The 23,739-nt window shown below is 71.6% G+C and carries 24 protein-coding genes; 15 read left to right on the top strand and 9 right to left on the bottom strand.

The annotated features are described in order from the left end of the window. The first annotated feature begins 1 nt into the window (after position 1). The 7 genes from ABZW11_RS25265 to ABZW11_RS25235 are packed head-to-tail and all read left to right on the top strand — an operon-like array spanning position 2 to position 7,268. Positions 2 to 1,021 (top strand): MlaD family protein, encoded by a 1,020-nt coding sequence (locus ABZW11_RS25265; protein ID WP_355421517.1) that lies wholly within the window; start codon positions 2 to 4, stop codon positions 1,019 to 1,021. Next, a complete protein-coding gene (locus ABZW11_RS25260) occupies positions 1,021 to 2,064 on the top strand; it encodes an MlaD family protein (protein ID WP_355421514.1) in 1,044 nt (347 codons plus the stop codon). Before ABZW11_RS25265 ends, ABZW11_RS25260 begins: the two co-directional genes overlap by 1 nt. Further along, the gene (locus ABZW11_RS25255) at positions 2,064 to 3,137 is read left to right on the top strand and encodes an MCE family protein (RefSeq protein ID WP_355421511.1); all 1,074 of its coding nucleotides are present in this window, start codon (positions 2,064 to 2,066) and stop codon (positions 3,135 to 3,137) included. Before ABZW11_RS25260 ends, ABZW11_RS25255 begins: the two co-directional genes overlap by 1 nt. Beyond that, positions 3,134 to 4,159 carry an MCE family protein gene (locus tag ABZW11_RS25250; protein WP_355421508.1) on the top strand — a complete coding sequence of 342 codons (1,026 nt, stop codon included), beginning with the start codon at positions 3,134 to 3,136 and terminating at the stop codon, positions 4,157 to 4,159. Before ABZW11_RS25255 ends, ABZW11_RS25250 begins: the two co-directional genes overlap by 4 nt. Further along, positions 4,156 to 5,151: an MCE family protein gene (locus tag ABZW11_RS25245; protein WP_355421505.1), complete on the top strand. Its 996-nt coding sequence runs from the start codon at positions 4,156 to 4,158 to the stop codon at positions 5,149 to 5,151. The genes ABZW11_RS25250 and ABZW11_RS25245 overlap by 4 nt, the downstream gene beginning before the upstream one ends. Continuing rightward, complete coding sequence (locus ABZW11_RS25240; protein ID WP_355421502.1) at positions 5,148 to 6,467, top strand: MCE family protein; 1,320 nt, start codon at positions 5,148 to 5,150, stop codon at positions 6,465 to 6,467. The genes ABZW11_RS25245 and ABZW11_RS25240 overlap by 4 nt, the downstream gene beginning before the upstream one ends. A gap of 9 nt (positions 6,468 to 6,476) precedes the next feature. Next, positions 6,477 to 7,268, top strand: coding sequence for a hypothetical protein (locus tag ABZW11_RS25235; RefSeq protein ID WP_355421500.1), 792 nt, complete (start codon positions 6,477 to 6,479; stop codon positions 7,266 to 7,268). On the opposite strand, the gene ABZW11_RS25230 is transcribed toward ABZW11_RS25235, so the two are convergent. Beyond that, a complete protein-coding gene (locus tag ABZW11_RS25230) occupies positions 7,269 to 8,192 on the bottom strand; it encodes a cation diffusion facilitator family transporter (RefSeq protein WP_355421497.1) in 924 nt (307 codons plus the stop codon). Between the two features lie 34 nt (positions 8,193 to 8,226). Here ABZW11_RS25230 and ABZW11_RS25225 point away from each other — a divergent pair, with 34 nt between their 5' ends. The 6 genes from ABZW11_RS25225 to ABZW11_RS25200 all read left to right on the top strand — a co-directional run bounded on the left by ABZW11_RS25225 (position 8,227) and on the right by ABZW11_RS25200 (position 13,287). After that, complete coding sequence (locus ABZW11_RS25225; protein WP_355421494.1) at positions 8,227 to 8,685, top strand: MarR family transcriptional regulator; 459 nt, start codon at positions 8,227 to 8,229, stop codon at positions 8,683 to 8,685. A gap of 59 nt (positions 8,686 to 8,744) precedes the next feature. Next, the gene (locus tag ABZW11_RS25220; protein WP_355421491.1) at positions 8,745 to 9,392 is read left to right on the top strand and encodes an LppX_LprAFG lipoprotein; all 648 of its coding nucleotides are present in this window, start codon (positions 8,745 to 8,747) and stop codon (positions 9,390 to 9,392) included. A 59-nt stretch (positions 9,393 to 9,451) separates the two neighbouring features. Beyond that, positions 9,452 to 11,050: an MFS transporter gene (locus ABZW11_RS25215; protein WP_355421488.1), complete on the top strand. Its 1,599-nt coding sequence runs from the start codon at positions 9,452 to 9,454 to the stop codon at positions 11,048 to 11,050. 382 nt (positions 11,051 to 11,432) lie between these two features. Beyond that, positions 11,433 to 11,897 carry a hypothetical protein gene (locus ABZW11_RS25210; protein WP_355421485.1) on the top strand — a complete coding sequence of 155 codons (465 nt, stop codon included), beginning with the start codon at positions 11,433 to 11,435 and terminating at the stop codon, positions 11,895 to 11,897. Then, positions 11,894 to 12,760 carry an AAA family ATPase gene (locus ABZW11_RS25205; protein ID WP_355421483.1) on the top strand — a complete coding sequence of 289 codons (867 nt, stop codon included), beginning with the start codon at positions 11,894 to 11,896 and terminating at the stop codon, positions 12,758 to 12,760. Before ABZW11_RS25210 ends, ABZW11_RS25205 begins: the two co-directional genes overlap by 4 nt. Next, positions 12,757 to 13,287: a hypothetical protein gene (locus ABZW11_RS25200; RefSeq protein WP_355421481.1), complete on the top strand. Its 531-nt coding sequence runs from the start codon at positions 12,757 to 12,759 to the stop codon at positions 13,285 to 13,287. Before ABZW11_RS25205 ends, ABZW11_RS25200 begins: the two co-directional genes overlap by 4 nt. 84 nt (positions 13,288 to 13,371) lie before the next feature. Here ABZW11_RS25200 and aspS read toward each other — a convergent pair whose 3' ends face one another. The 5 genes from aspS to ABZW11_RS25175 form a co-directional block, all read right to left on the bottom strand. After that, positions 13,372 to 14,640, bottom strand: a complete 1,269-nt coding sequence (aspS, locus tag ABZW11_RS25195; RefSeq protein WP_355421478.1) for an aspartate--tRNA(Asn) ligase — start codon at positions 14,638 to 14,640, stop codon at positions 13,372 to 13,374. Between the two features lie 266 nt (positions 14,641 to 14,906). After that, positions 14,907 to 16,298: a ribosome biogenesis GTPase Der gene (gene der / locus ABZW11_RS25190; protein WP_355421475.1), complete on the bottom strand. Its 1,392-nt coding sequence runs from the start codon at positions 16,296 to 16,298 to the stop codon at positions 14,907 to 14,909. A gap of 39 nt (positions 16,299 to 16,337) precedes the next feature. After that, a complete protein-coding gene (gene cmk / locus ABZW11_RS25185; RefSeq protein WP_355421745.1) occupies positions 16,338 to 16,973 on the bottom strand; it encodes a (d)CMP kinase in 636 nt (211 codons plus the stop codon). A 74-nt stretch (positions 16,974 to 17,047) separates the two neighbouring features. Beyond that, entirely contained in the window at positions 17,048 to 18,409 is a 1,362-nt protein-coding gene (locus ABZW11_RS25180) for a carotenoid oxygenase family protein (RefSeq protein WP_355421472.1), read from the bottom strand. Positions 18,410 to 18,427: 18 nt separating this feature from the next. Further along, positions 18,428 to 19,048, bottom strand: a complete 621-nt coding sequence (locus ABZW11_RS25175; protein WP_355421469.1) for a TetR/AcrR family transcriptional regulator — start codon at positions 19,046 to 19,048, stop codon at positions 18,428 to 18,430. Between the two features lie 103 nt (positions 19,049 to 19,151). Between ABZW11_RS25175 and ABZW11_RS25170 the strand changes: the two genes are divergently transcribed. After that, complete coding sequence (locus ABZW11_RS25170; protein ID WP_355421466.1) at positions 19,152 to 20,003, top strand: glycosyltransferase; 852 nt, start codon at positions 19,152 to 19,154, stop codon at positions 20,001 to 20,003. A gap of 20 nt (positions 20,004 to 20,023) precedes the next feature. After that, entirely contained in the window at positions 20,024 to 20,218 is a 195-nt protein-coding gene (locus ABZW11_RS25165; RefSeq protein ID WP_355421464.1) for a DUF2795 domain-containing protein, read from the top strand. Positions 20,219 to 20,433: 215 nt separating this feature from the next. Here ABZW11_RS25165 and ABZW11_RS25160 read toward each other — a convergent pair whose 3' ends face one another. The 3 genes from ABZW11_RS25160 to ABZW11_RS25150 all read right to left on the bottom strand — a co-directional run. Continuing rightward, on the bottom strand, positions 20,434 to 21,519 hold the full coding sequence (locus tag ABZW11_RS25160) for a prephenate dehydrogenase (RefSeq protein WP_355421461.1): 1,086 nt from the start codon (positions 21,517 to 21,519) through the stop codon (positions 20,434 to 20,436). An 83-nt stretch (positions 21,520 to 21,602) separates the two neighbouring features. Continuing rightward, on the bottom strand, positions 21,603 to 21,962 hold the full coding sequence (gene aroH, locus ABZW11_RS25155; protein ID WP_345401642.1) for a chorismate mutase: 360 nt from the start codon (positions 21,960 to 21,962) through the stop codon (positions 21,603 to 21,605). Between the two features lie 70 nt (positions 21,963 to 22,032). After that, the coding region (locus ABZW11_RS25150; RefSeq protein ID WP_355421458.1) for a pseudouridine synthase at positions 22,033 to 23,739 on the bottom strand (1,707 nt) is incomplete at its 5' end.

Below are 23,739 nucleotides of genomic sequence, written 5' to 3'. Positions count from 1 at the left end.
GGTGGGCCGCAGCGAACTCTCCCTCTCCACCCGGCTCTGCGTCGCGCTCGCCATGCTCGTGGTGCTGGCGGGAACCGTCCTGTACGCCGTGCACACCGCCACCGAGGTCCCCGGCACCCGCTACGACGCCGTGTTCGGCCGGGCCGGGCAGGGCCTCGACGCCGGATCCCCGGTGAAGATCCGCGGCATCACCGTGGGCGAGGTGACGGACGTCTCGCTCGACGCCAAGGGCAGAGCGGTGGTCACCATGCACGTGGACGACGCGATCAGGGTGCCGCGCACGGCGACCGCGTCGGTGGAACCCGCGTCGGTGTTCGGGCCCAAGTTCGTGGACCTGCGGCCGGGGCGGGGCGAGGCGCGCGGGCCGTACCTGGCGGCCGGTGCCGTCATCACCCGTACCGAGGACCCGCTCGACCTGTCCGACACGCTCGGCGACGCCTACCGGGGCCTGCAGGCCGTGAATCCGCGCGAGGTGACGGTCATCGTGCACACCCTGGCCAAGGGCCTGGAGGGGCAGGGCGAGGACCTGCGCGAGCTGATCGGCGACGCCGGCACGGTCATGTCGGTCGCGCACCGGCAGCGCTTCCGCGCCCGGCGGTTCCTGCACGACGGCGCGCTGCTCGGCACCGCCCTGTCGGACAAGGGCGACGAGCTGGCCGCCATCTCCTCCGACGTCAACGTCATCACCCCCGACCTGCTCAGGCGGGCCGACAAGGTACGGGCCCTGCTGCAGGAGGTCACCTCCGTCTCCGGGCAGGTCACGCACGGCCTGGCCAAGCACAGGGGGAACCTGCGGGCCGGAGTGCACTCGGGCGAGCGGGTGGCCGCGCTCGTCTACGCCCAGCTCGGCCTGGCGGGCGACGGCGTACGCGGCCTGAACACCCTGGTCGACCTGCTGAACGAGCTGATCGAGGCGCCGGGACCAGGAGGGACCCGCCAGCTGCAGGTGGAGGCGTTCCTGTCGGGCGACGTGTGCGAGCTGGTCGTGGGCATCTGCGGCCCCACCGACGGGAGGCGCTGATGGAGATCGCCCGCCGCCGCTGGACGCTGCTGCGCGCCGCGCTGTTCGTCGGCGTGTGCGTGGCGCTGATCGCGGCCATCGGCGTGCAGGTCGCGCGGGTGAGCACCGGCGACGGCTACCGGCTCGTCGCCGTCTTCGACGACGTGTCGGGGCTGGTCGAGGGCGACCAGGTGAAGATCGCAGGAGCGCCCGTCGGCCAGGTGGAGGCGATCAGGGTCGTGGACGGCCGCGCCGAGGTGACGCTGGAGGTGCAGCGGGCGATCACCGTGCCGCCCGACACCGAGGCGGCCGTACGCTGGCGCAACGCCGTCGGCCAGCGCGTGGTCTACCTGCTGCCCGGCACCGAGCCCGGCAGGCTCACCGCCGGCGCGCGCATCGCCCGCACCTCGTCGGTGGTGGACATCGGCGAGCTGATCAGCGACCTCGGCCCGCTCACCCGCAGCCTCGACCCCGACCAGATCAACCGGCTGCTCACCGCCGCCGCCAAGTCGCTCAAGGGCAACGACCGCACGATCCCGCGGCTGCTCGACAACGTCCACGCCATCACCACCACGGTCGAGCAGCGCAGGAAGACCATCGAGCAGCTGCTGAAGGACTACGCCACGGTCAGCGACGTGGTCGCCAGGCGCGACAGGCAGATCGAGCGGCTGGTGGACAACCTGGTGACGCTGTCGGAGTCGTTCGCCGACAACCGCGAGCTGGTGGACGACGCCCTGGTGGAGCTGGCGGCGACCATGCACACCACGAACGAGGTGCTCGGCAAGAACGCCGGCGAGCTGGGCTCCCTGGTCGACAACCTGTCGGGGCTGACCGGCGGCATCAGGCGCAACGTCAGGAGCATCGACCAGGCGGTCGGCACCTTCCCGCCGTTGTTCGAGCGGGCGTACTCGTCGGTCAACCGGGGCCACTACTTCATGACCGCGATCCCCTGCCTGGCGCTCGGGCCCGCGCCCTGCCCGTACGGCATGCGCACCCCGCCGCCACTGCGCAACACCCGGGTGCAGAGCGAGAAGGACCTGCGCAAGCTGCTGGTGGGGTCGTGATGGCGCTCAAGTCCTTCAGGGATCGCAGCCGGCACGCCGTCGGCCTGGTGTCGCTGGCCACGCTCGCCGCGGTGCTGGCGGCCACGTTCCTGGTCGGCAACCTGGGGCTGCTGGAGGGCGGCTACACCATGTCGGGCGTGTTCGCCGACTCAGGCGGGGTGCGCACCGGCAACGACGTACGGGTGGCCGGCGTACGGGTGGGCGAGGTCACCGAGGTGCGCGCCGACTACGCGCAGGGCCACGTGATCGTCACCTGGCGGGCGGACGACGGCGTCCGGCTCGGCCGCGGCACCCGCGCCGACATCGCCCTGTCCAACCTGCTCGGCGGCCGGTACGTCAAGCTGTCGGGAGCCGTCTCGCCCCCGTACGTGCACGAGCTGCCAGAGGGGCGGCGGCGCGTCCCGATGACCCGCACCGGCGTCCCCACGCTGGTCAACGACGCCGTCAAGGACGCGACCCGGCTGGTCGAACGCCTCGACACGAAGGCCGTGGACGACCTGCTCACCGAGCTGGGCAAGCTCGACGTCGTCAAGCGCGGCCGCGTCACCCGGCTGCTCGACGACATCGGCGGCCTGTCCGACACCGTCAGCAGGAGCGAGCCGCAGCTGCGCCGGCTGCTCGACAACGGCGCCCGCGTCATGGACGTGCTGAAGAAGAAGGACGCCCAGCTCGGCCTGCTCATCGACGCCGTCGAGGTGATGCTGGAGGAGCTGCGCAGGCGCAGGAAGGAGCTGCGCACGCTGCTCGGCGACGGCAGCGACCTGGTACGCAGCACCACCCGCCTGATCAAGGAGCACGAGCGCTCGCTCGTCCAGGTCCTCGACGACAACGCCGCCATCACCACCCGGCTCAGCGCCGGCAACGAGCGGCTGAACACGCTGCTGGCCTGGGCGGGGCCGACGTTCTCCGGGCTGTCCACGATGGGCGGCCAGGGGCCGTGGCTGGAGGCGATCGCGACCGGGCTCGGGCCGATCAACCCCGAGGTGCTGGCGGCCGTCACCAAGGACAGGACGAAGGACAGGGCGAAGGACAGGACCAAGGACAGGACCAAGGACAGGAGGGGCGACCGATGAGGCGGCTCGCCGCGGTGCTTTCGGCCTGGGTGCTGCTCGCGTCGGGGTGCACGGTGGGCGGGGCGGAGCCGTACCGGCTGAGCGCCGTCTTCGCCAAGGCGCCCGCCCTGTACGAGGAGGCGCGGGTCAAGGTCATGGGCCTCGACGCCGGCTACGTGGACCGCATCCGCATCGACGGCGACCGCGTACGGGTGGACCTGCGGATCGACCCGCACGTGCCGCTGCCGTCCGGCGTCAAGGCCGTGGTCGCGCCGCAGAACACGCTCGGCGAGCGCAACGTCGTGCTCTACCCGCCGTGGAAGCCGGGCGACCGGCGCATCGCGCCGGGAGCGGTGATCCCGCTGGAGCGCACCGACCTGCCGGTGGAGATCGACGACGCGCTCGACGCGTTCACCAAGCTGACCGAGGCGCTCGACTCCCGCAAGCTGGGCGGCGTCGCGGGCGACCTCGCCGACGGCGTCAGAGGACGGGGGAAGACCATCGGCGACGCCATCAGCAGCACCTCCGAGCTGACCGGCGTGCTCGCCGCGCAGGACCAGCGGCTGGTCGAGCTGGCCAAAGGCCTGAACGAGCTGGCCACCAGCCTCAACGAGCGCGAGAGCCAGGTGACGGGCGCCATCGACGCCTTCTCCGAGGCGAGCGCGCTGCTGGCCGAGGAGCGGCGGCGGCTGCGCGGGTTCGTCACGTCCATGGCGGGGTTCGTGCGGCGCGGCGACGTGATCATCGAGCAGTACGCGGAACGCCTGCCCCAGGCCACCACGACGCTGGCCGAGCTGGTGCTGACGGTCAGGGCCAACAGCGCCTCCATGGCGCGGGCGGTCAAGGGCGCCGCCGACTTCGCCGACGTGCTGATCGACTCCTGGGACCGCGAACAGCACGTGCTGCAGATCCGCGTCGTGCTCAACGCGATGACCAGGGCGTGGCTGCGGCCGCTGTTCGACTCCCTGAACCTGGGCGAGGTGCCGTGCCTGCCCGCCGGGCTCAGCAACTGCCCCTTCGAGCGCAGGGGAGGCGGCCGATGAGGCGCGTCCTGGCCCTGGTCCTCGTGGTGACGGTGACGGCGGCCTGCTCGCTGCGCACGCTCGGCGCCACCACCGGCGACCTCACCCTGTACGCGGTCTTCGACGACGTGCAGAGCCTGGTCTCCGGGCACAGCGTGCAGATCGCTGACGTACGCGTCGGGTCGGTCACCGACGTGCGCCTGGAGGGCTACCGTGCCAAGGTCACCATGTCCGTCCAGTCGGCCCACCGGGTGCCCGCGGGCAGCACCGCGACCGTGGCCAAGACCTCCGTGCTGGGCGAGAACTACGTCCTGCTCACCCCGCCGCCCGGCAAGGACCTGACCACGGGGCCGTACATGAAGGACGGCGCCACCATCTCCGAGACCTCGGTCGAGCCGGACATCGAGCAGGTCACCGCCAGGGCGGGGCCGCTCATCGAGGCGCTCGGCGCGCAGGACGTCAACGCCGTGCTGGACGCCGCGTCCACCGCCTTCGCCGGGCAGGGCGACGAGGTCAACCGGCTGATCAGGCAGACCGCCGAGGTCACCGACGCCTACGCGGCCGCCAGGAAGGACCTCGCCACCTCCATCGACGCCCTGGCGAGGCTCGGGGACGACCTGGCCGAGGGCAGCGGCGAGCTGGACCGGCTGCCCGGCACGCTGGCCGCCGCCACCGACCGGCTCGCCCACGGCCGCAAGCACGTCAAGAAGGCCGTGGCCGCCCTGACCAGGCTGGCCGAGCAGGCCAACCTCACCGTCTATCCGCGGCACGCCGCCCGGCTGCGGACTCTGCTGCGCGAGCTGGAGGGCATCTCCACGGCCATGCAGCGCGGCGGACAGGACCTGAAGGGGCTGGTGGCCAGGTTGCAGAAGTTCATCGACGCGCCGCCGATCACCGTCAACGGGCAGGTGCTCACGTACGTGTGGCTGCGCGGCGTGCTGCTGCCCGAGCCAGGACGGCCCGTACGCGACACCGTGGACGCCGTCCGCCGGCTGCTGGAGCCGCCGCGATGAGGAACCGGGTCGCGCTCAACCTCGGGTTCTTCGTGGCCCTGGGGATCGTCATGACGGTGTGGGCGTTCACCACGATCATCCGGCTGGACGCCGTCGAGCGGCCGTACCGGGTGTCGGCCGAGTTCGCCTCCTCTCCCGGGCTGATCCGCGGGTTCGACGTCGCCTACCTGGGCGTACGGGTCGGGAAGATCGGCGACGTGCGGCTCGCGCCCGGGAAGATCGTGGTCGGGCTGGACATCGACAGGGAGATCAGGCTGCCGAAGGGCGTCACCGCCGAGGTGCGGCGCCGCTCCGCCGTCGGGGAGCCGTACGTCGAGCTGTCGCCGCCCGCCACCGGCGTCACCGGCGCCAGGCTCGCGGCCGGCGACACGATCCCGCTGGCCAGGACCGCCGTGCCGCTCGACTACAAGAAGCTGTTCGAGGGCGTCGGCAAGCTGCTGAACGCGGTGCCGCCCGAGGACGCCGAGACCATCGTGCACGAGCTGGCCGTCGCGCTCGACGGGCGGGCGCCCGCCATCAGGCGCATCATCGACGACGCCCACGCCCTGACCGGCACGCTGGCCGACAACGCCGACGTTCTGGACGACCTGTCGGTGCAGCTCACCCGGCTCACCCACACGCTGGCGGGCAAGCGGGGCGAGCTGGCCTCCGGCATCACCGACCTGAGCACGGTGACCGCGACGCTGCGGGCCTCCCGCAAGGACCTCAACGCCGTCCTCGATCACGGGCCCGGCGTGTTCGGGCAGCTCGACGCGGCCGTACGGGCCTCGCGGCCGGGCATGTCATGCCTGCTCACCGCCGCCGGGCTGCCGCACCGGCCCGCCTTCTCCGCCGCTACCGAGCGGAACGTGCACCACCTGCTGAGCAGCGTGCCGACCGCGCTGAGCCTCGCCGACGACATCAGCGACCGGCGCGGCGACACCGTGTACGGGCGGGCCGAGTTCCTGTTCAGCGTCCCCGGCGGGCCCACGCCGGCCGAGGAGTACGCGGGGCCGCTCGGGCCGCCCACCGTGCCCCGGCTGCGCGCCTGCCCCGACCGTGACCCCGAGCCGCGCCCCGGCCGCTCCGGCGACCGGTACCGCGAGGTCGCCGACCCGGAGCCGTCCGGACGTCCCTCGGCCCAGGACACCCCGGGAACCGATCCGCGCAAGACCTCCGCACGCACCTCGGACCCCGTCGCCGCCCCCACCGGCGGCCCCGGGCCCTCCGACCCCCTGGACAACGCCCCGCTGATCGTCGCGATCATGCTCGCCGTGCTGGCGGGCGGCGGCGTCGTGGGCTGGACCGCGGCGGGCCGCGCCGCCCGCCGCCGATGAGGAGCCCCCATGACCACCCGGCACCCGACCGCCCCCGACACCCAGGAAGACCCACCCCTGCCCGCCTCCGAGCCCGCCACTGAGCCCGCCACTGAGCCCGTCCCTGAGCCCGTCCCTGAGCCCGTCGGCTCGGCCGAGCCGGCCCCTGCTCGTGCCGGCTCCCCCGCCGAACCGGAGGCCGCCGCCGAGGCGGCCCCCTCACCCGAGGCGCCCGCCACGACCGGGCAGGACGCGCGTTCGAGGGGTGGGTTCACGCGGGCCAAGCTGCTCGGGGCGCTGGGCGCGATGCTGGTGGTCGCCGTCGCGGCCACCGCCGTGCTGCAGTGGGTCTCGGCGACCCGCGCCCAGGAGGCCACCGCCCGGCTGGAGGCCGAGCGGGCGCTGCGGGTGGAGGTGTCGGGCGCGGCGGGCGCGTTCAGCCGGGCCCTGCTCAGCTACGACTACCAGAACCTGCAGACCACCCGCGCCACGCTGGCCGCCCAGGCGACGGGCGACTTCCTGGCGACGTACGACGCGGCGTTCGGCGGCGCGATGGCCCAGGTCATCGTCAAGCTCAAGGCCACCTCCCAGGCGACCGTGCGCGAGGTCTACCTGGCCGGCGTGGACGAGGCCACCGCCCACGCCATCGTGGTCGTCGACCAGCAGGTCAACACCTCGGAGGCGATCCGTTCCGTCAAGGACTCGCACCTCAAGATCAGCCTGGTGAAGGAGAAGGGCACCTGGAAGATCAACGAGGTGACGGTGCTGGGCGCGGCGTCGGAGGACCAGTACGACCTGGACGGCAAGCCCGCCGAGGAGTGATCAGCGGCGCGTGGGCGTGGGGTCGAGGAACACCTGCTCGACCTCGGGGAACCGATCCCGCAACCGCCGATCCACCTCGTCACAGGCGATCTCCAGACCGGCGGCGCCCGCCTCGTCCCGGAAATCGATCTTGGCGGCGACCAGCACCGCGCCAGGACCGATCACCATCGTCAGCAGCTCCACCACGTCGGCCACCTCGGGCTGCTCCAGCAGCACGGCCCTGATGCCGGCCTCCATGCCCTCGGGCGCGGCCTGGCCGATGAGCAGCGACAGGTTCGAGCCGATCAGAATGAGCGCGGCCACCAGGAGGAGCAGGCCGATGATCACGGACGCGACGCCGTCCCAGAGCGCCGAGCCGGTGAGCTGCGAGGCGAGCAGCCCGCCGGCGGCGATCAGCAGGCCCACGAGCGCGGCGGCGTCCTCGAACAGCACGGCCTTCAGCGCCGTGTCGGACGTCACGCGCACCAGCCGGAGCGGGTTGACGTCGTGCCGCCGGGCCTCGCGGCGCAGCTGCGACAGCGCCTTGAGGAACGAGACACCCTCGATCACGAACGCGGCGGCCAGCACGACGTACGACGGGGCGAGGTTCGACAGCTCCTCGCCGTGGCTCATCTCGTGCAGGCCGTGCGTGATGGAGAAGCCGGCGCCGCCCACCAGCGTCGCCACCGCCGCCATCATCGCCCAGACGAAGCCCGACTTGCCGTGGCCGAACGGATGCCGCCGGTCGGCCGGCCTGCCCGACCGGCGCACGGCCACCAGCAACAGCAGCTCGGTCACGGTGTCGGCGGCGGAGTGGGCCGCCTCCGACAGCATGGCCGCCGAGCCGGCGATGAGCCCGGCGACGAGCTTGGCCAGCGCGATGGCGAGGTTGGCGGCGCCGGCCACGAGCACCGTGCCCAGGCTCTCTCCCGACTTCCCGCCCATAGCGTTCCACCTTACGTGCGCTAGATTGGGGATCATGCGCGAGCCCCGGTGGCTGTCCCCGGCCGAACAGCGTGCGTGGCGCACGCACCTCGCGGTGCACAAGCTGCTCATGCACCGGCTCGATCGCGAGTTGCACGCGCACTCGCTCTCGCTCAACGACTACGAGATCCTCGTCAACCTCTCCGAGAGCCCGGGGCGCCGCATGCGCATGAGCGAGCTGGCCGACGTCACCATCCAGTCGCGCAGCCGGCTGTCACACCAGATCTCCCGCATGGAGGCCAAGGGGCTGGTGACCAGGGAAGACTGCCGCGACGACCGGCGGGGCACCTACGCCGTGCTGACCGACGAGGGCTGGGAGACGATCCAGCGGGTGGCCCCCTACCACGTGAAGGGCGTGCGCGAGCACTTCGTCGACCGGCTCACCGACGACCAGCTGGAGGCGATCGAGGCGGCGTACGCGCCGATCGTCGAGCACCTGAAGAAGCTGCGCTGACACCCAACCGATATGCGCGAGGAGCCACGCGCCCTCCCGCCGATCGCTAGCATCCGGTCATGCTCAGAAAGCTACTGATCGTGGCGGTCCTCGCGCTGGCGACGGCGTGCTCGTCAGGCGGCGGGGGGCCAGAGCTGCCGGCCGGGCCCGACGTGATGAAGAAGGCCGTCGACGCCATGAAGACCGTCAAGTCGGCCAGCTTCTCCATCGCGACCGAGGGCAAGCCGGACGTGCCGCTGAAGAAGGCCGACGGCCGGCTCACGGCCGAGGGCGACGCCGACGGCACGATCACGCTCGAAGCGCTGGGCAACCTCCTCGAGGTCACCTTCGCCGTCGTGGGCGACACCGTGCACTTCAAGGGCGCCACCGGCGGGTTCCAGAAGATGACGCGGCAGCAGCTGGCGCAGATCTACGACCCGTCGGTCATCCTCGAGCCCACCAAGGGCGTCGCGCAGCTGCTCGCCTCCGGCACCGACCCCAAGGTCGAGGCCGTCGAGAACGGCTCCTACCGGGTCGCCACCACCTTCCCCGCGAACGTCGTGGGCCAGATCGTCCCCGGCGTCACTCAGGGCGTCAACGGCAAGATCTGGATCGACCAGGCCAGCAGCCGGCTCACCAAGGCCAGCCTGCCGTTGCAGGGCGGCACGGTGACGGTGTCGTTCAGCGACTACGACGCGCCGGTCACGATCAAGCCGCCCGCGCGGTGACGCACGTGCGACGGGACGTGAGGCGGGCCCTATGAGGCGGGCTCTATGAGGGGGGCCCTATGAGGCGCGCCCGCCGGGTGGTGCTCGGCGCGGGCGGGGCCGTGGTGCTGCTGGCGGCGCTGGACGCGTACGTGGTGGTGACCGTCCTGGTCGCCATCGCCGGCGACGTCGGCATCCCGCTCAACCACCTCGAACGCGCCACCCCGATCGTGACGGGCTTCCTGCTCGGGTACGTCGCCGCGATGCCCCTGCTCGGACGGCTCTCCGACCGCTACGGCCGCCGCCCCCTCATCCACGCCTGCCTGGCCGCCTTCGCCCTCGGCTCCGTGCTGACGGCGTTGGCGAGCGGCGAGATCATGGTGGTGACCGGCCGCACGGTGCAAGGCGTGGCAGGCGGCGCCCTGCTGCCCATCACCATGGCCCTGATCGGCGACCTGTGGGACGAACACGAACGCCCGGTGGCCCTCGGCGCGGTCGGCGCCGCCCAGGAACTGGGCAGCGCCCTCGGCCCGCTGTACGGCGGCCTCCTGGCCGGCATCCCCAGCACGGTGGTGGCGGGCCTGGAACTGGGCGGCTGGCACGCCATCTTCTGGATCAACGTCCCGCTGGCCGCCCTCGCCGCGCTCGCCATCCACCTCACCCTCCCACCTGGCCCGACCAGGGCCATCAAGGCCGGCGCGGATGCGCGCCCCGAGCTCTCCATGGCCCCCGCGTCCGCTGCCGGCGCGCGCCCCTCCGCCACTCCCGAGGGCGCCGCGCCCGGCGGCGTTGCCACGGGCGGGCGGGTGGATCTTGTGGGTGGAGGGTTGCTGGCGTTGGCGTTGGCGCTCCTTGTGATCGGGCTTTACAACCCCGATCCGGCGGCCGCCGTCCTGCCCCCCTGGGGGGTCCCGCTGATCGTGGCGAGTGTCGTGGCCGGAGCGGGGTTCGTGTGGTGGGAGGTGCGGTCGCCCGTACGGCTGATCGATCTCACCGGCGCCCGTAAGGGGCCGCTGCTGGCCACCCTCGGGGTCAGTTTTCTGGCGGGGGCGGCGCTGCTCGTCACCATGGTGTTCGTGCCGATCACCGCCCAGACCCTGCTGGGCACCGACGAGCTGGGCGCGTCGCTGGTGCTGGCGAGGTTCCTGGCGGCGCTGACGGTGGCCGCGTTCCTTGGCGGGCTGCTGGCCCGCAGGCTGGGCGACCGGGTGGTGGCGGTGGCGGGCATGGTCCCCGCGGCGGCGGGGTACGCGCTGATGAGCCGCTGGCCGCTCGACCTGGCCGGCGCGGGCCTGACGGTCGATCTCACGCTGGCGCTGGCCGGGCTGGGGCTGGGCCTGGTGATCGCCCCGGTGTCGTCGGCGGTGCTCAGGGTGAGCCGCCCCGACCAGCACGGCGTGGCGTCGGCCGCGGTCGTGGTGGCGCGGATGATGGGCATGCTGGTCGGCATCGCGGCCGTCTCGGCCTGGGGTTTCTACCGGTTCCAGTCGCTGACGGCCCACCTGGACACGCCGCTGCCGTTCGGCGTGGACGCGGCGACGTACCGGCGGCAACTGGCCGAGTACACCGAGCTGGTGCAGGCGGCGCTGCACACCGAGTACACCGAGATGTTCCTGGTCACGGCGTTCATCTGCCTATTGGGGGCGGCAGTCGCCGTCCGCATGCCGGCCCGCCGTTAGGGCGTGCTTTCGCCGGAGACCGGGACGGCCTCGGACCCTCCCGCAGCGGGTGGTGGCCGACAAGGGCTTGCGCTGCTCAGACCGGCTCAGGCAGTTTCGCGATATGGCTGCCCGCCACGACAGGACCGCGGCTTCGAACACGGCCTCTGTCTCGATCGCCTCGTTGCCGATGTGGCTTTGGTGATTATTATCGGGCCGGGCGCTCATGGTGAATGCTTTTCAGTTACTTATTTGAAAGAGCGCCCTCCGCTGGGGCCACTGAAGCCGCAACAGCTGCAAGCAGTGGTCAAGCCGGCGGAGCTAGCTTTGGCCGACGCCAGAGAGAACTCGGGCGACTCTTCCCTGAAGGGGAAATCTGATTCGCTCGAGAATGGAGGCATTCATGCTCGCCGAACTCGGGATCGGCATCATTCAAGGTGCCGCACAGGCTTTGACAGATCGTTTCATCAAGGGTCGCGAGACTTCGGCCACGATCCAGTCCCTGATCGATGAGGTAGCGGACATCAAGGAGATCCAGGCTCGCGATCGAGCGAGTCTGGCCGACATCCACCGTCAATTGGCTCAGATTCTCGACTACACGAGCGGCCTCGCAGTGCAGCAGAACACGGTGGTGTTCACCCCCACGTCCGACGCTCCGAGCGTCGAATACGCTCTGGCCAATCTGGACTTGGAAATCAGTAGGTTGCGGCACGCTCTCGTCAGCAGGACCGACAACTCACCTGACCAGGGAGACTCGGCTCCGAACGTCAGTGTGCACACGAGCCAGAACGACCCCTCGAGCATTCTCTACCGGCTGGACGAAGAGATAGCGAACCTGCGGCAAGGCACAGAAGGGGATCAACGATGACAGTGTCCGAACGGTTCAGCCGGGCCGTGCGAGAGCATCTCGTGCTGAGTTATGTCGACCTGCCGGTCCATCCAGTGATCATGGGCATCTTCGGTGCGCCTGGTGAGGGAAAGTCCTTCCAACTGCGTGCGACCCTTGACTCCCTCGCTGTGCGGACGGAGTCGATCAGCGCTGCGGACTTCGAGAGCGAACGCGCCGGAGTGCCGGGTAAGAATCTGCTCGCCACCTACCTGAGCGCATCCCGGGCCATCCAGGAGAAGCGGCCGGCGTGCATCGTCATCGACGACGTCGACACCACCGTCGGAGAGTGGGAGAACAACACCGGCACGGTCAATCATCAGCAGGTGCTGGCTCAGCTGATGCACCTGGCGGACCGGCCTCGCGACGTAGAGAAAGTGGGTCACATCGACAGGGTGCCGATCTTCGTCACCGGCAACGACTTCGGCAAGCTGTATCCTCCGCTGCGCCGGCCGGGACGCATGAGCGTGCTGCACTGGGAGCCGACGGCCGAGGAACGGCAGAGCGTGGTCGGTCACGTCCTGGGCGGGCTCATCGACGGCGAGACGGTGGCGCGTCTGCTCGCGGTCTACCCCGCCCACCCGATCTCGTTCTTCGCGGAGTTGCGCGCGCAACTGGTGCGCACCGGCGCGGAGAAACTGATCGGGACCTTCGCTGACAACCTCTCGCTCATCTCAGGCGAATCCGATCGTTACCGTGCGCACGTGGAGAGGGTGGTGAACGGCCGACTCGATCCACTTCTCGTCGAACGCGCGGCGGCGGTGCTCCATGAGCAACACCAAGCCGCCAGTCGCACCTATCTCCACCCGGCCTACCTGAGCCCTCACGATGAGGTGAGTGCATGAAGACCTACTCCTACACTTCGACCCGAAGCAGGACTGAGGCGGTCGTGGACCAATTCGATCTCTTCCTACGCTACACAGGACTTCGGGATGCCAGCCGGGTCAAGGTGCTCGACGCCGTGGAAAAGAAATGGCTGGACAAAGTAGGCGTATATCTCGTCGACTACAACCAGAAGCGCATACTGGAGGTCTCCCTATCCATCAACTGGGAGCTGCACGCGCAGTTCGCTGCGATCAGCCCGCGCGTCAGCACCGACCTTCCGGGCTGGGACTCCGGCGCAGCGCCGGAGATTCGTGTCCTGGGCCACCGCTTCGGTAAGAAGGCCCGGGAACACGGGCAGACACCCCATTACTGGGTTCTGTTCGTCCCGGCGATACGCAGCGATGTCCACCTCCATCGGCGACGGTGCGACGAGACCGGCGTCAGCTTCTCCGGCACGCTGCCGGAGTGGCGGAACCCGCCAGTACGACAGGAGGACAGATCAGTGCTGGATCTCGAGGAGCTGGGCATATCAGTCACCGAAGCATGAGCATGCCGGTGCAGCGTCACCGGAGCGCGAAGTGCTGCCACCCTGGGGGGCGGCCCCCACGAAGAGGGCCGCTCCAGGCGGGGGTCAGGGCGACAGGCGGTGCAGGTCGCGGGGGAACGCGGTGGCCTGCCGGACGTTGGCGGCGCCCGTCAGGCGGGCGGTCCAGCGTTCGAGCCCGAGGGCGAACCCGCCGTGCGGCGGCATCCCGTACCGGAACGCCTGGAGATACCCCTCGTACGGACCGGTCCCCTCACCCTGGGCGGCCAGCGCGCGGACGTAGTCGTCGTAGCGGTGCAGCCGCTGCCCGCCCGTCACCAGTTCGAGCCCGCGGAAGAGCAGGTCGAACCCGTTGGAGTAGCCGGGCCGCGCCGGGTCGGGATGGGTGTAGAAGGGCCGCTTGGACATCGGGTAACCGGTGACGAACAGGAACTCCGACCCGTGCTCCCGCTCGGCCCACTCCGACAGCCACCGTTCCTGCGCGGGCGACAGGTCGGGCTCGGACGAGGAGGTGAGCCGCTGCGCCTCGGTGAAGTGCACGGAGGGGATCTCCGCGGGCACCTCGGGCACCCGTACGCCGAGCAGCGAAAGGGCCTGCGGCGCCCGCCGGCGCACCGACTCCAGCATGCCCGCCACCACCTCCCGCAGCACCGCCATCACGTCCCGGTGGTCGCGGACGAAGCCGAGCTCGGCGTCCAGGCTGGTGTACTGGGCGAGGTGCCGTACGGTGTCGTGCGGCTCGGCCCGGAAGACGGGCCCGACCTCGTAGACCCGCTCGAACACCCCGACCATCGCCTGCTTGTAGAACTGCGGCGACTGGGCGAGGTAGGCGGGCCGCCCGAAGTAGTCGATGGCGAAGACGTTCGCGCCCGACTCGGTGGCCGAGCCGACGATCTTGGGGGTGTGGATCTCGGTGAACCCGAGCCGGTCGAGCGTCTGCCTGAACCCGGCCACGCCGGCCGCCGCGATCTCCAGCGGCGCCCGCAGCAGCGGGTGCCGCAGCGCGACGGGCGCGTGGTCGAGCACGGTCGGCAGCCCCGCGCCGACCACGGGCCTGTAGAGGTCGAAAGGCGGCGCCGTGCCAGGCTCCGCCAGCACCTCGATCGAGGGCGAGACCAGCTCGTGGCCGCCCGGGGCCTGCGGGTTGACGGCCACCGTGCCGGTGACCGCGACCACGCTCTCCTCGGGCGGCAGAACGGCTTCTGAGGCGGTGACCGCCTGGGCGAGCCCGGCGCGGTCGCGTACGACGAGGAAGGAAACGGACTTCAGCTGCCGGCGGCGATGGGCCCAGCCGGCGATCGTCACTCGTTGTCCCGCGTGCTCGGCGAGCTCCGCGGACAGAATACGAGAGATCATCACAACTCCTGCGAGACGTGTATGACCCCTTGGGAGTGCGGGGGAGAAGGGAGCTCCCGGTGCCACCGCACTTTCGCCGCCCCCGCGAAGGGGACGGCCTCGAAACGACCCGATGACGGGGGTCAGGCCGGCGGGGCATTTCCTCCCCGCGCTCGGGAGTGTCTTCACCGGCGGGTCACGGCGCCGCCTTCGCAGCTACCGGCGACTCTCTGAGGCCGTGGTGCCCGCGGTTACTCGTCTCCGTCAACGCGTTGCCGCAGACCTTATCACTTGTCCTTCTTGGCGCGCTTCTCCCTGATCTTCATCGTCACCTCGATCGGCGAGCCCGCGAAGCCGAACTCCTCGCGGATGCGCCGCTCGATGAAGCGCCGGTAGGTGTCCTCCAGCCAGCCGGAGGTGAACAGCACGAACTTGGGCGGCTCGACCGACGCCTGCGTGGCGAAGAGGATCTTCGGTTGCTTGCCGCCGCGCACCGGCGGCGGGGTCTCGTGCACCAGCTCGGTCAGGAACGCGTTGAGCCGCGCCGTGGGCACCCGCGTGGACCAGGAGTCGAGCGCCTTCTCCAGGGCGGGCACGAGCCGGTCGAGGTGACGCCCCGTCTTGGCGGAGATGTTGACGCGCAGCGCCCACGGGGTGCGGACGAGCTGGCGGTCGATCTCCCTCTCGAGGTAGTAGCGCCGGTCCTCGTCGAGCAGGTCCCACTTGTTGAAGGCGACCACCATGGCCCGGCCCGACTCGATGACCAGGCCGATGATGCGGAGGTCCTGCTCGGTGAGCGGCTGGCTGGCGTCGATGAGCACCACCGCTACCTCGCTGCGCTCAAGGGCGGCGCGGGTGCGCATGGCGGCGTAGAAGTCGGCGCCCTGCAGCTCGCGGTCGCGCCGGCGGATGCCGGCGGTGTCGACGAAGCGCCAGGTGCGCCCGCCCAGCTCGATCAGCTCGTCGACGGGGTCGCGGGTGGTGCCGGCCATCGGGTCGACGAGCACGCGCTCCTCCCCCGCCAGCTTGTTGAGCAGCGAGGACTTGCCCACGTTGGGCTTGCCGAGCAGCGCGACCCGGGCGGGCCCGCGCTCGGCCTCGAACGTGAGGCGCGGCGTCTCGGGCAGCGCGTCGAGCACGACGTCGAGCAGGTCGCCGCTGGAGCGCCCGTGCAGCGCGGAGACGGGGTAGGGCTCGCCGAGCCCGAGCGACCACAGCGCGGCGGCTTCCAGCTCGAGCTGCTGGTTGTCGACCTTGTTGGCGGCCAGCACGACCGGCTTGCCCGACTGGCGCAGCACGGCGCCGACGATCTCGTCGGCGTCGGTGGCGCCCACGGTGGCGTCGACCACGAACACGATCACGTCGGCCAGCTCGACGGCGACCTGCGCCTGCTCGGCGATGCGCAGGTTCATGCCCGTGGCGTCGGGGTCCCAGCCGCCGGTGTCGACGACGGTGAAGCGGCGGCCACGCCAGTTGGCGTCGTAGGTGACGCGGTCGCGGGTCACGCCCGGCACGTCTTCGACGACCGCCTCACGGCGGCCGATGATGCGGTTGACCAGCGTGGACTTGCCGACGTTGGGCCGGCCCACGATGGCGACGACCGGAAGCGGCGTGGCGTCTTCGTGCTCGCCGATCTCAAGCTCGTCGAGGTCGGCCTCGACCCAATCCCCCGTTGTCACGATTTTTCGTCCTTTGTGAGTCCCGCACCGGACTTCGGGTCAGGTGCGCTCTTTGACCAGTCTCAACACCTCCGCGATGACCTCGTCCAAGGTCAGCGCGGTGGTGTCGAGCTCGATGGCGCCATCCGCCATCGAGAGCGGGTCTGTCTTACGTGTCGAGTCAAGAGTGTCACGCCTGGCCATGGCCGCGCGCTGCGCCTCGGCCGTCGAGCCCGCCACCTCGGCGCTGCGCCGCAGCGCACGGGCCTCGGGGCTGGCCGTCAGGTAGACCTTGACGGTGGCGTCGGGGCAGACGACCGTGCCGATGTCGCGGCCCTCGACCACGATGTCACCGGCGCCGACGATCTCGCGCTGGAGCGCCACCAGGCGGGCGCGCACCTCGGGGACGGCCGCCACGGCCGACACCGCGCCGGTCACCTCGGCCTCCCTGATCGGCCCCGCCACGTCGACGCCGTCGACGTGGATGGTGGGACCGTCGGGGTCGGTGCCGGAGACGACGGCCGGCTCGCCGCAGCGGGCCGCGATCGCGTCCGGATCGGCGAGATCGACCTCCTGGCGCAGCATCCACCAGGTCATCGCGCGGTACATCGCCCCGGTGTCCAGGTAGCGCAGGCCCAGCGCGCGGGCGACCCCGCGCGACACGCTCGACTTACCCGACCCCGAAGGGCCGTCCATCGCGACGACCAGACCGGTCACGGCCTCTCCCTCTTCACGTTTCAGCTTGCCTCGAAGAGGCTACCGCCTCCGGCTCAGTCGGCGATCCAGCTTGCGTGAAAGCCGAGCGGCACGCGGGCGGGCAGATGCACGGTGGCGAGGGGCTCGCCGGTGAAGTCCTGGGCGGACAGGATCACCAGGTCGCCCGCGCCCCGCTCGGGGTTGTTGACGTAGGAGAGCACGTATCCGTCGTCCTCGCCCTCCCCTGCGGGAACGAAGACCGGCTCGCCCGCGAACGCCTCGCGGCCCATCCGCCGCGTCTCCTGGGTGCCGCGCTCCAGGTCGTGCTTGATCAGCGTGTTGTCGAACGCCGCGTCCGGCAGGTCCTCCAGGCCGGTGTCGCCGGGGTAGAAGCGCTCCTCCATGTCGAGGGTGGCGGCGGTGTAGCCGTAGCGGTACGGCCGGCCGGTGCGGCGCTCGTCCATGCGCGGGAACTCCTGCGCCCGGTCGTCGAGGCGGGTCTCGGACACACGCCCTGTGCGCAGGTCGATGCGCCAGCGGTCGAGCGTGGGCGTGCCGCCGAGGTCGAGCCGGGAGTCGAGGAAGCGCTTGGGGTAGCGGACGACGTCCACGACCACCTCATCGCCCTCCTCGTACGCGTTGAGCGTGTGGAACACCCAGCACGGCGCCACCTCGAACCAGCGCACCTCTCCGGTCGCGCGCGACAGGAGCCCGAGCCGCGCGCCGTGGTCCTCGTTCCAGGCGACGGGCAGCGGCGAGCCCTTCTCGGCGTGCGGCATGCTGAACGTCACCGGCAGGTCGTAGATGACCACGAACCGCTCGGTGAGCGCGAAGTCATGCATCATCGGCGCGCCGGGGACCGGGATCTTCCTGACCTCCGTCACCACGCCCTTGTCGTCGATGACGATGTGCTGGTGGTGGTCCCAGCCGAAGAAGTACGCCATCGCGTGCAGCTCGCCGGTGAACGGGTCGAGGTGGGCGTGGCCGGTGTAGCCGCCGGGCAGCCCGCCGTCGAAGTCGCACGGCCCGATCGTGTCCAGCTCGTAGCTCAGCTCGTACGGCCGCGCGCCCCCTTCCTGCGTCGCGAACGTGCGCCCGGCCAGCCCGATCACATGGGTGTTGGGCGCGAAGTCGAGGCCGGAGTGCACCGGCCCTGGCCGCGGTTCCTCGCCGAGCCGCCGCGCGACGGAGGCGCTGCGCACCCACCGGTTGCGGTACCACTCGGCGCGGCCGTCGCGCAGCCGCACCCCGTGCACCATGCCCTCGCCGATGAGCAGGTGGGCGGCGCCGGGGTCGTCGAGGCCGAGCGGGTTGGGTCCGTTGCGCAGGAAGCGGCCGTTCAGCTCGGCCGGGATGCGGCCGGTGACCTCAAGGTCGAAGGCGGTGATCTCCTCGGTGGCCGGGGCGAAGCCGCCGGTGAACGGGGTGGTGCTCATCATGCTCTCCCTCTCGTCTCAGGAACGGCGGTCGTGGGCCGGCAGGAACCGGGTGAGCACCGAGGTGCAGAGCAGCCGGTAGCGCGGCGACGCGTCGGCCTCCTCGAAATAGCTCATGATCTCCAGGCTCACGGCGCCGTGGACGGCCATCCACAGCAGGTCCGCGATCTCGGCCGCCGCGCCCCCGGTCAGCTCCCCCGCCTCAAGGCAGGCGGCCACGGAAGCCACGAGCAGGCCGAAGGTGTGCTTGGCCGTCCGCGTCGCCTCTTCCCCCGCCCTGAACCCCGGCAGGGCGCCCAGGAACATGACGCGGTAGTAGTCGGGCTCGGCCAGCGCGTACGCCCGGTAGGCGCCCAGCACGGCCATCAGCCGGTCGAGCGGGCCCTCCTCGTGGGGCACCGCCAGCAGCCGCTGTTCGAGCCGGGCGAAGCCCTCCAGCCAGAGAGCCTCGCTGAGGCCGTCCTTGCCGCCGAAGAGCGTGTAGATGACCTTCGTGGAGCAGCCGGCCTCGGCCGCGATCCGCCGGACGGTCAGCGCCGCCGGCCCTTCGCTGACGAGCAGGAGCTTGGCCGCGTCGAGGACGGCCGCTCTGACGACGCTCTGCCCTTCGCGCTGGGCCTGCTGGTACGGGGTGCTCACGGTAACGCCGTTTCTTGTCGGTAACACTGTTACCGATCTTTCTACCCGCTCATGCGCGGCCTGTCAACGACTAAGACAGGGCGTGCAGGTAAGTGCGAAGGGTGTGGAGAGCGAACCGCGCGTCACGGTGGTGGTGGCCAGCAGGGACAGGGTGCGGACACTGACCCGTACGCTGCCGCTGCACCCGCGGCCGGTGATCCTGGTGGACAACGGCTCGGGTGACGGCACCGCCGGGTTCGTCCGCCGCCACTTCCCCGACGTCCACGTGGTCGAGGCCGGCAGGAACCTGGGCGCCCCCGGCCGCAACCTCGGCGTCGAGCTGGCCGGGACGCCCTACGTGGCCTTCGCCGACGACGACTCCTGGTGGGCGCCGAAGGCGCTGGAACGGGCGGCCGACGTGCTGGACGCCCATCCCCGCCTCGCCGCGCTGGGTGCGCGCGTGCTGGTCGGCCCCGACGAGCGGCTGGACCCGGTGTCGGAACGCATGCGCGACTCGCCCCTCGGCACCGAGCCCGGCCTGCCGGGGCCGAGCGTGCTGGGGTTCCTGGCGTGCGGGGTGGTGGTGCGCAGGGACGCGTTCCTGGCGGCGGGCGGGTTCGACGACGTGGTCTTCTTCTTCGGCGAGGAGGAACGGCTGGCGCTGGATCTGGCGGCGCTGGGGTGGGGGCTGGCGTACGTGGACGAGGTCGTGGCCCACCATCACCCCTCGCCCGCCCGCGACCCCGAGGGCCGCCGCACCCTGGCCGTCAGGAACGCGCTGCTGACGGCCGTGCTGCGGCGCCCTTGGCCGGTGGTGGCGCGGTGCGCGTTCGACGCGCTGCGCGGCGGCCGGGCGGGCCGGCGCGGTCTCCGTACGGCGCTGCGCCGGCTCCCCGCGGCCCTTTCAGAACGCCGCCGCCTCCCACCAGCGGTGGAACGGAACCGACGCTTGCTGGAGAGTCGTTACATATCGTGATTGATGGGCATCAGAGGGTCATGACAACAGCACCTAACCCAATCGACCTGCAGAAGCACCTGAGCGGGGTGGACTACCCGGCCAGCAAGCAGGATCTGATCAAGGCGGCTCGTGAGCACAACGCGAGCAACGACATAGTCAAGGCTCTCGAAGCCATGCCTGACCGCGAGTACGACGGCCCGAACGCCGTCAGCCAGGCGATCACCAAGCGCTGATCGCCGGAACGCGCCGGGCGGGCCCCCTCACGGGGACCCGCCCGGCGTGCGTCCATGAACAGCCCGCCTCGGCTAACGGGCGAGAGGGGTCTCAGGGGACCCGCCCGGCGTGCGTCCATGAACAGCCCGCCTCGGCTAACGGGCGAGAGGGGTCTCAGGGGACCCGCCCGGCGTGCGTCCATGAACGGCCCGCCCGGGTAGCGGGCGAGATGGTCTCAGGGGACCTGCCAGCCGCGTTCGTGCAGAGCCTGCGTGAGGGCTGCGGCGGCGCCCGGCTCCACGGACAGCTCCGCGATGCCCAGCGGCAGGCCGGGGGCGTGCTCCAGGCGGACGTCCTCGACGTTGACCCCGACCTCGTCGCACGCCTGGAACAGGCGGGCGAGCTGACCGGGACGGTCGCCGATGACCACCTGCACCACGGCGTAGGAGGAGGCGGGCCCGCCGTGCTTGCCGGGGATGCGGTCGTGACCCACGACGCCGCGCTTGAGCAGCTGGGTGATCTCGTTGGTCGCGGTGCCGTCGCCGTCGGCCAGGGCCCGCAGCGCGTTCGCCGCGTCGGCCAGGTCGTTGGCCACCGCCTCCAGCACCTCGGCGACCGGCGTCGCGTTGCCGGACAGGATGCCCAGCCACAGCCCAGGATCGCTGCCCGCGATGCGCGTGACGTCGCGGATGCCCTGCCCGGCCAGCCCGAGCGCGACGTCGGTGGCGTCGGCCAGCCGGGCCGCCACCGCCGAGGCCGCCACGTGGGGAGCGTGGGAGACGACCGCGACCGCACGGTCATGGTCGATGGCGCTGACCTCGACCGCGTTGGCCCCGCACAGCTCGATCAGCCGCAGCACCGCCGCCTTCGCCTCGGGATCGGCCTCCTCGGTGGGGCACAGCGCCCACGGCCGGCCCAGGAACAGGTCGTCCCTGGCCGCTCCCGGCCCCGACTTCTCCCGCCCGGCGAGCGGGTGCGAGGCGACGTAGGAGGACAGGTCGCAGCCGAGCTGCATGGCCCGATGGATGGGCTCGCCCTTGACGCTCGCCACGTCGGTGTAGAAGCGGGCCGCGCCGAGCCGCTGCAGCTCCAGCAGCTCGGTCGCCACGTGCGCGGGCGGCACCGCGATGACCGCGAGGTCGGCCCGCTCCGCGTCGGCGCCCGGCCGCCACTCCTCGCCGGCACCGAGCTCCCGTGCCAGTCGTACGGCTCCCTCGTCCTGATCGGCGAGCAGCACCCGCACACCCCGCTTGCGCAGGGCCAGCGCCGCGGAGGTGCCGATGAGACCGGTGCCGACGACGAGCACGGTACGAAGATCCATCTCGATGTCCTGATTGGTCGGGCTGAACGGTTGAGAGGTGCCGCGCGGCCTGCATGCCTGCCGCGTCCTGCCTTACGGCGAATCTACTGGGCGATGTCCTGCCGCAGCGCCACCGCACCCCGCAGATAGACGTGCTGCATCTCGGAACGCGGCCGGTCGGTCTCGATGTGGGCCATGAGGCGCACCACCCGCGGCAGCGCGCCGGGGACGTCGATCTCGGTGCAGCAGATCAGCGGCACCTCGTGGAAGCCCAGCTTGCGCGCGGCCAGCGCGGGGAACTCCGCCGTCAGGTCGGGCGTCGCGGTGAACAGCACGCTGATCACGTCGTCGGGAGTCAGGTCGTTACGCTCCATGATCGCGCTGACCAGCTCGGTCGTGCCCGAGATGACCGCGTCACGGTCGTTGGCGTCGACCTGGATCGCCCCACGGATCGCCCGCACCATGTGCTTCGTTCCCTTCCACGGCCATAGAGCCCGCGCGGAGATACCGCACGGGCTCCTGCGTCCGGCCAGATTACAGCTTCACGGCCGCGTACAGCTCGCCGACTTCCTTCAGCGACAGCGCCCTGACGGTGCCCGGCTTCGTGCGGCCCAGCTTCACCGGCCCGAACTCGATCCTGGCCAGGTCGATCACCCGGTGACCCGCCTCCTCCAGCATCCGCCTGACCACGTGCTTGCGGCCCTCGTGCAGCACCACCTCGACCAGCGCCTGCTGGCCGTGCTCCTGCACGATCGAGAACGCGTCGGCCCTGGCGATGCCGTCCTCCAGCTCGATGCCCTGCTTGAGGCGGCGGCCGAGGTCGCGCGGGATCGGGCCCGGCACCTTGGCCCAGTATTTCTTCTGCACGCCGTAGCTCGGGTGCGTCAGCCTGTTGGCCAGCTCGCCGTCGTTGGTGAGCAGCAGCAGGCCCTCGGTCTCGGTGTCGAGCCGCCCGACGTGGAACAACCTGGGCGCCAGCTCCTCGACGTAGTCGGCCAGGCACGGACGGCCCTGCGGGTCGTCCATGGTGGACACGACGCCGATCGGCTTGTTGAGCGCGTAGTAGACCAGGTCGGGGGCGGTCGGGATGCGCATGCCGTCGACGTGGATGACCTGCGTCGCCGGGTCGACCTTGGCGCCGAACCTGCGGACGACCTGGCCGTTGACCGTGACCCGGCCCTCGCCGATCATCTCCTCGCACGCCCTGCGGCTCGCGACGCCCGCCTGGGCGAGCACCTTCTGCAGCCGCACGCCGTCGGGGACCTCGGTCGTGTCGCGCTCGTCGGTGTAGCCCTCGGGGTAGAAGTCGCGGTCGCGGAGCGGCTGCCTGGCCGCCTTGACGCGGTCACGCTGAGGACTGCCGGGACCGCTGCCGGGACCGCTGCCGCGCCGTCCCCCGCCGATGGTCTGCACGTCGTCCCTGCGCCCGGTACGCGCGCCAGGACGCCCGTTCCGCTCGGGCCGCCCCCGCTCAGGACGGCCGCCCCGCTCGGGACGGTCACGCCGGTCTGTGCGCTCGCCGCGCTCGGGGCGGTCGCCGCGCTCGGGGCGGTCGCCGCGCTCGAAGCGGTCGCCGCGCTCGGGGCGGTCCTGCCAGCCGGAGCGCTGCGGGCGGGCCTGGCGGCCGTCGCGCTCGGCCCGCTCGGGACGGTCGCTCCAGTCGCGCCGGGCCGGCCTGTCGTCGCCGTCACGCCGGCCGTAGCGGGCGCGCGTCGAGCTCACGGGCCTTGATACGGCGTCCTCACGCCGCCCGCTCCGGCCCGCACGGAACGCACTGGCGCCCCGCTCGTCTCGCCGGTCGTCTCGCCGGTCGTCCGATCGGTCGGAACGGTAACCGCCCCGGCCCTCGTCACGGAAGCGCTCACCGCGCTCGTAACGGTCGCCGCCCCGGTCGAACCGGTCACCCCCGCCGAAGCGGTCGCCGCGTCCCCCGGCCCGGTCACCCCGGTCGCCCCGGTCACCCCGGTCGCCCCGGTCGCCCCGGTCGAAGCGGTCGCCGCGTCCTCCGGCGCGGTCGTCCCGGCGGAAGCGCTCCTGCCGGTCACCGCCGCTGTACCGCCCACGGTCACCGCCACCGAAACGGTCGCGGTCGCCGCCGCTGAAGCGGTCGCGGTCGCCGGATCGCTGCCGGCGGTCGTCGCCGCCGGCGTACCTGTCATCACGCCTGTCATCGCGCCTGTCGCCGCGCCTGTCGTCGCGCGGGCCTTGACGACGGTCGCCGTCGCCGCGGTCGTACCGGGC

This window comes from Nonomuraea sp. NPDC004580, from assembly GCF_040609855.1.
In the GTDB taxonomy this organism is placed as follows: Bacteria; Actinomycetota; Actinomycetes; order Streptosporangiales; family Streptosporangiaceae; genus Nonomuraea; species Nonomuraea salmonea.
The sequence above is the reverse complement of the archived record's forward strand: the minus strand, read 5'-3'. Positions and strand labels throughout refer to the sequence as shown.

What these genes read in the sequence shown, in the direction of transcription:
- ABZW11_RS25260 (WP_355421514.1), top strand. Translation starts at nt 1,021, where the DNA reads ATGGAGATCGCCCGCCGCCGCTGGACGCTGCTGCGCGCCGCGCTGTTC.
- ABZW11_RS25255 (WP_355421511.1), top strand. Translation starts at nt 2,064, where the DNA reads ATGGCGCTCAAGTCCTTCAGGGATCGCAGCCGGCACGCCGTCGGCCTG.
- ABZW11_RS25250 (WP_355421508.1), top strand. Translation starts at nt 3,134, where the DNA reads ATGAGGCGGCTCGCCGCGGTGCTTTCGGCCTGGGTGCTGCTCGCGTCG.
- ABZW11_RS25245 (WP_355421505.1), top strand. Translation starts at nt 4,156, where the DNA reads ATGAGGCGCGTCCTGGCCCTGGTCCTCGTGGTGACGGTGACGGCGGCC.
- ABZW11_RS25240 (WP_355421502.1), top strand. Translation starts at nt 5,148, where the DNA reads ATGAGGAACCGGGTCGCGCTCAACCTCGGGTTCTTCGTGGCCCTGGGG.
- ABZW11_RS25235 (WP_355421500.1), top strand. Translation starts at nt 6,477, where the DNA reads ATGACCACCCGGCACCCGACCGCCCCCGACACCCAGGAAGACCCACCC.
- ABZW11_RS25230 (WP_355421497.1), bottom strand. Translation starts at nt 8,192, where the DNA reads ATGGGCGGGAAGTCGGGAGAGAGCCTGGGCACGGTGCTCGTGGCCGGC.
- ABZW11_RS25225 (WP_355421494.1), top strand. Translation starts at nt 8,227, where the DNA reads ATGCGCGAGCCCCGGTGGCTGTCCCCGGCCGAACAGCGTGCGTGGCGC.
- ABZW11_RS25220 (WP_355421491.1), top strand. Translation starts at nt 8,745, where the DNA reads ATGCTCAGAAAGCTACTGATCGTGGCGGTCCTCGCGCTGGCGACGGCG.
- ABZW11_RS25215 (WP_355421488.1), top strand. Translation starts at nt 9,452, where the DNA reads ATGAGGCGCGCCCGCCGGGTGGTGCTCGGCGCGGGCGGGGCCGTGGTG.
- ABZW11_RS25210 (WP_355421485.1), top strand. Translation starts at nt 11,433, where the DNA reads ATGCTCGCCGAACTCGGGATCGGCATCATTCAAGGTGCCGCACAGGCT.
- ABZW11_RS25205 (WP_355421483.1), top strand. Translation starts at nt 11,894, where the DNA reads ATGACAGTGTCCGAACGGTTCAGCCGGGCCGTGCGAGAGCATCTCGTG.
- ABZW11_RS25200 (WP_355421481.1), top strand. Translation starts at nt 12,757, where the DNA reads ATGAAGACCTACTCCTACACTTCGACCCGAAGCAGGACTGAGGCGGTC.
- aspS (WP_355421478.1), bottom strand. Translation starts at nt 14,640, where the DNA reads ATGATCTCTCGTATTCTGTCCGCGGAGCTCGCCGAGCACGCGGGACAA.
- cmk (WP_355421745.1), bottom strand. Translation starts at nt 16,973, where the DNA reads ATGGACGGCCCTTCGGGGTCGGGTAAGTCGAGCGTGTCGCGCGGGGTC.
- ABZW11_RS25180 (WP_355421472.1), bottom strand. Translation starts at nt 18,409, where the DNA reads ATGAGCACCACCCCGTTCACCGGCGGCTTCGCCCCGGCCACCGAGGAG.
- ABZW11_RS25165 (WP_355421464.1), top strand. Translation starts at nt 20,024, where the DNA reads ATGACAACAGCACCTAACCCAATCGACCTGCAGAAGCACCTGAGCGGG.
- ABZW11_RS25160 (WP_355421461.1), bottom strand. Translation starts at nt 21,519, where the DNA reads ATGGATCTTCGTACCGTGCTCGTCGTCGGCACCGGTCTCATCGGCACC.
- aroH (WP_345401642.1), bottom strand. Translation starts at nt 21,962, where the DNA reads ATGGTGCGGGCGATCCGTGGGGCGATCCAGGTCGACGCCAACGACCGT.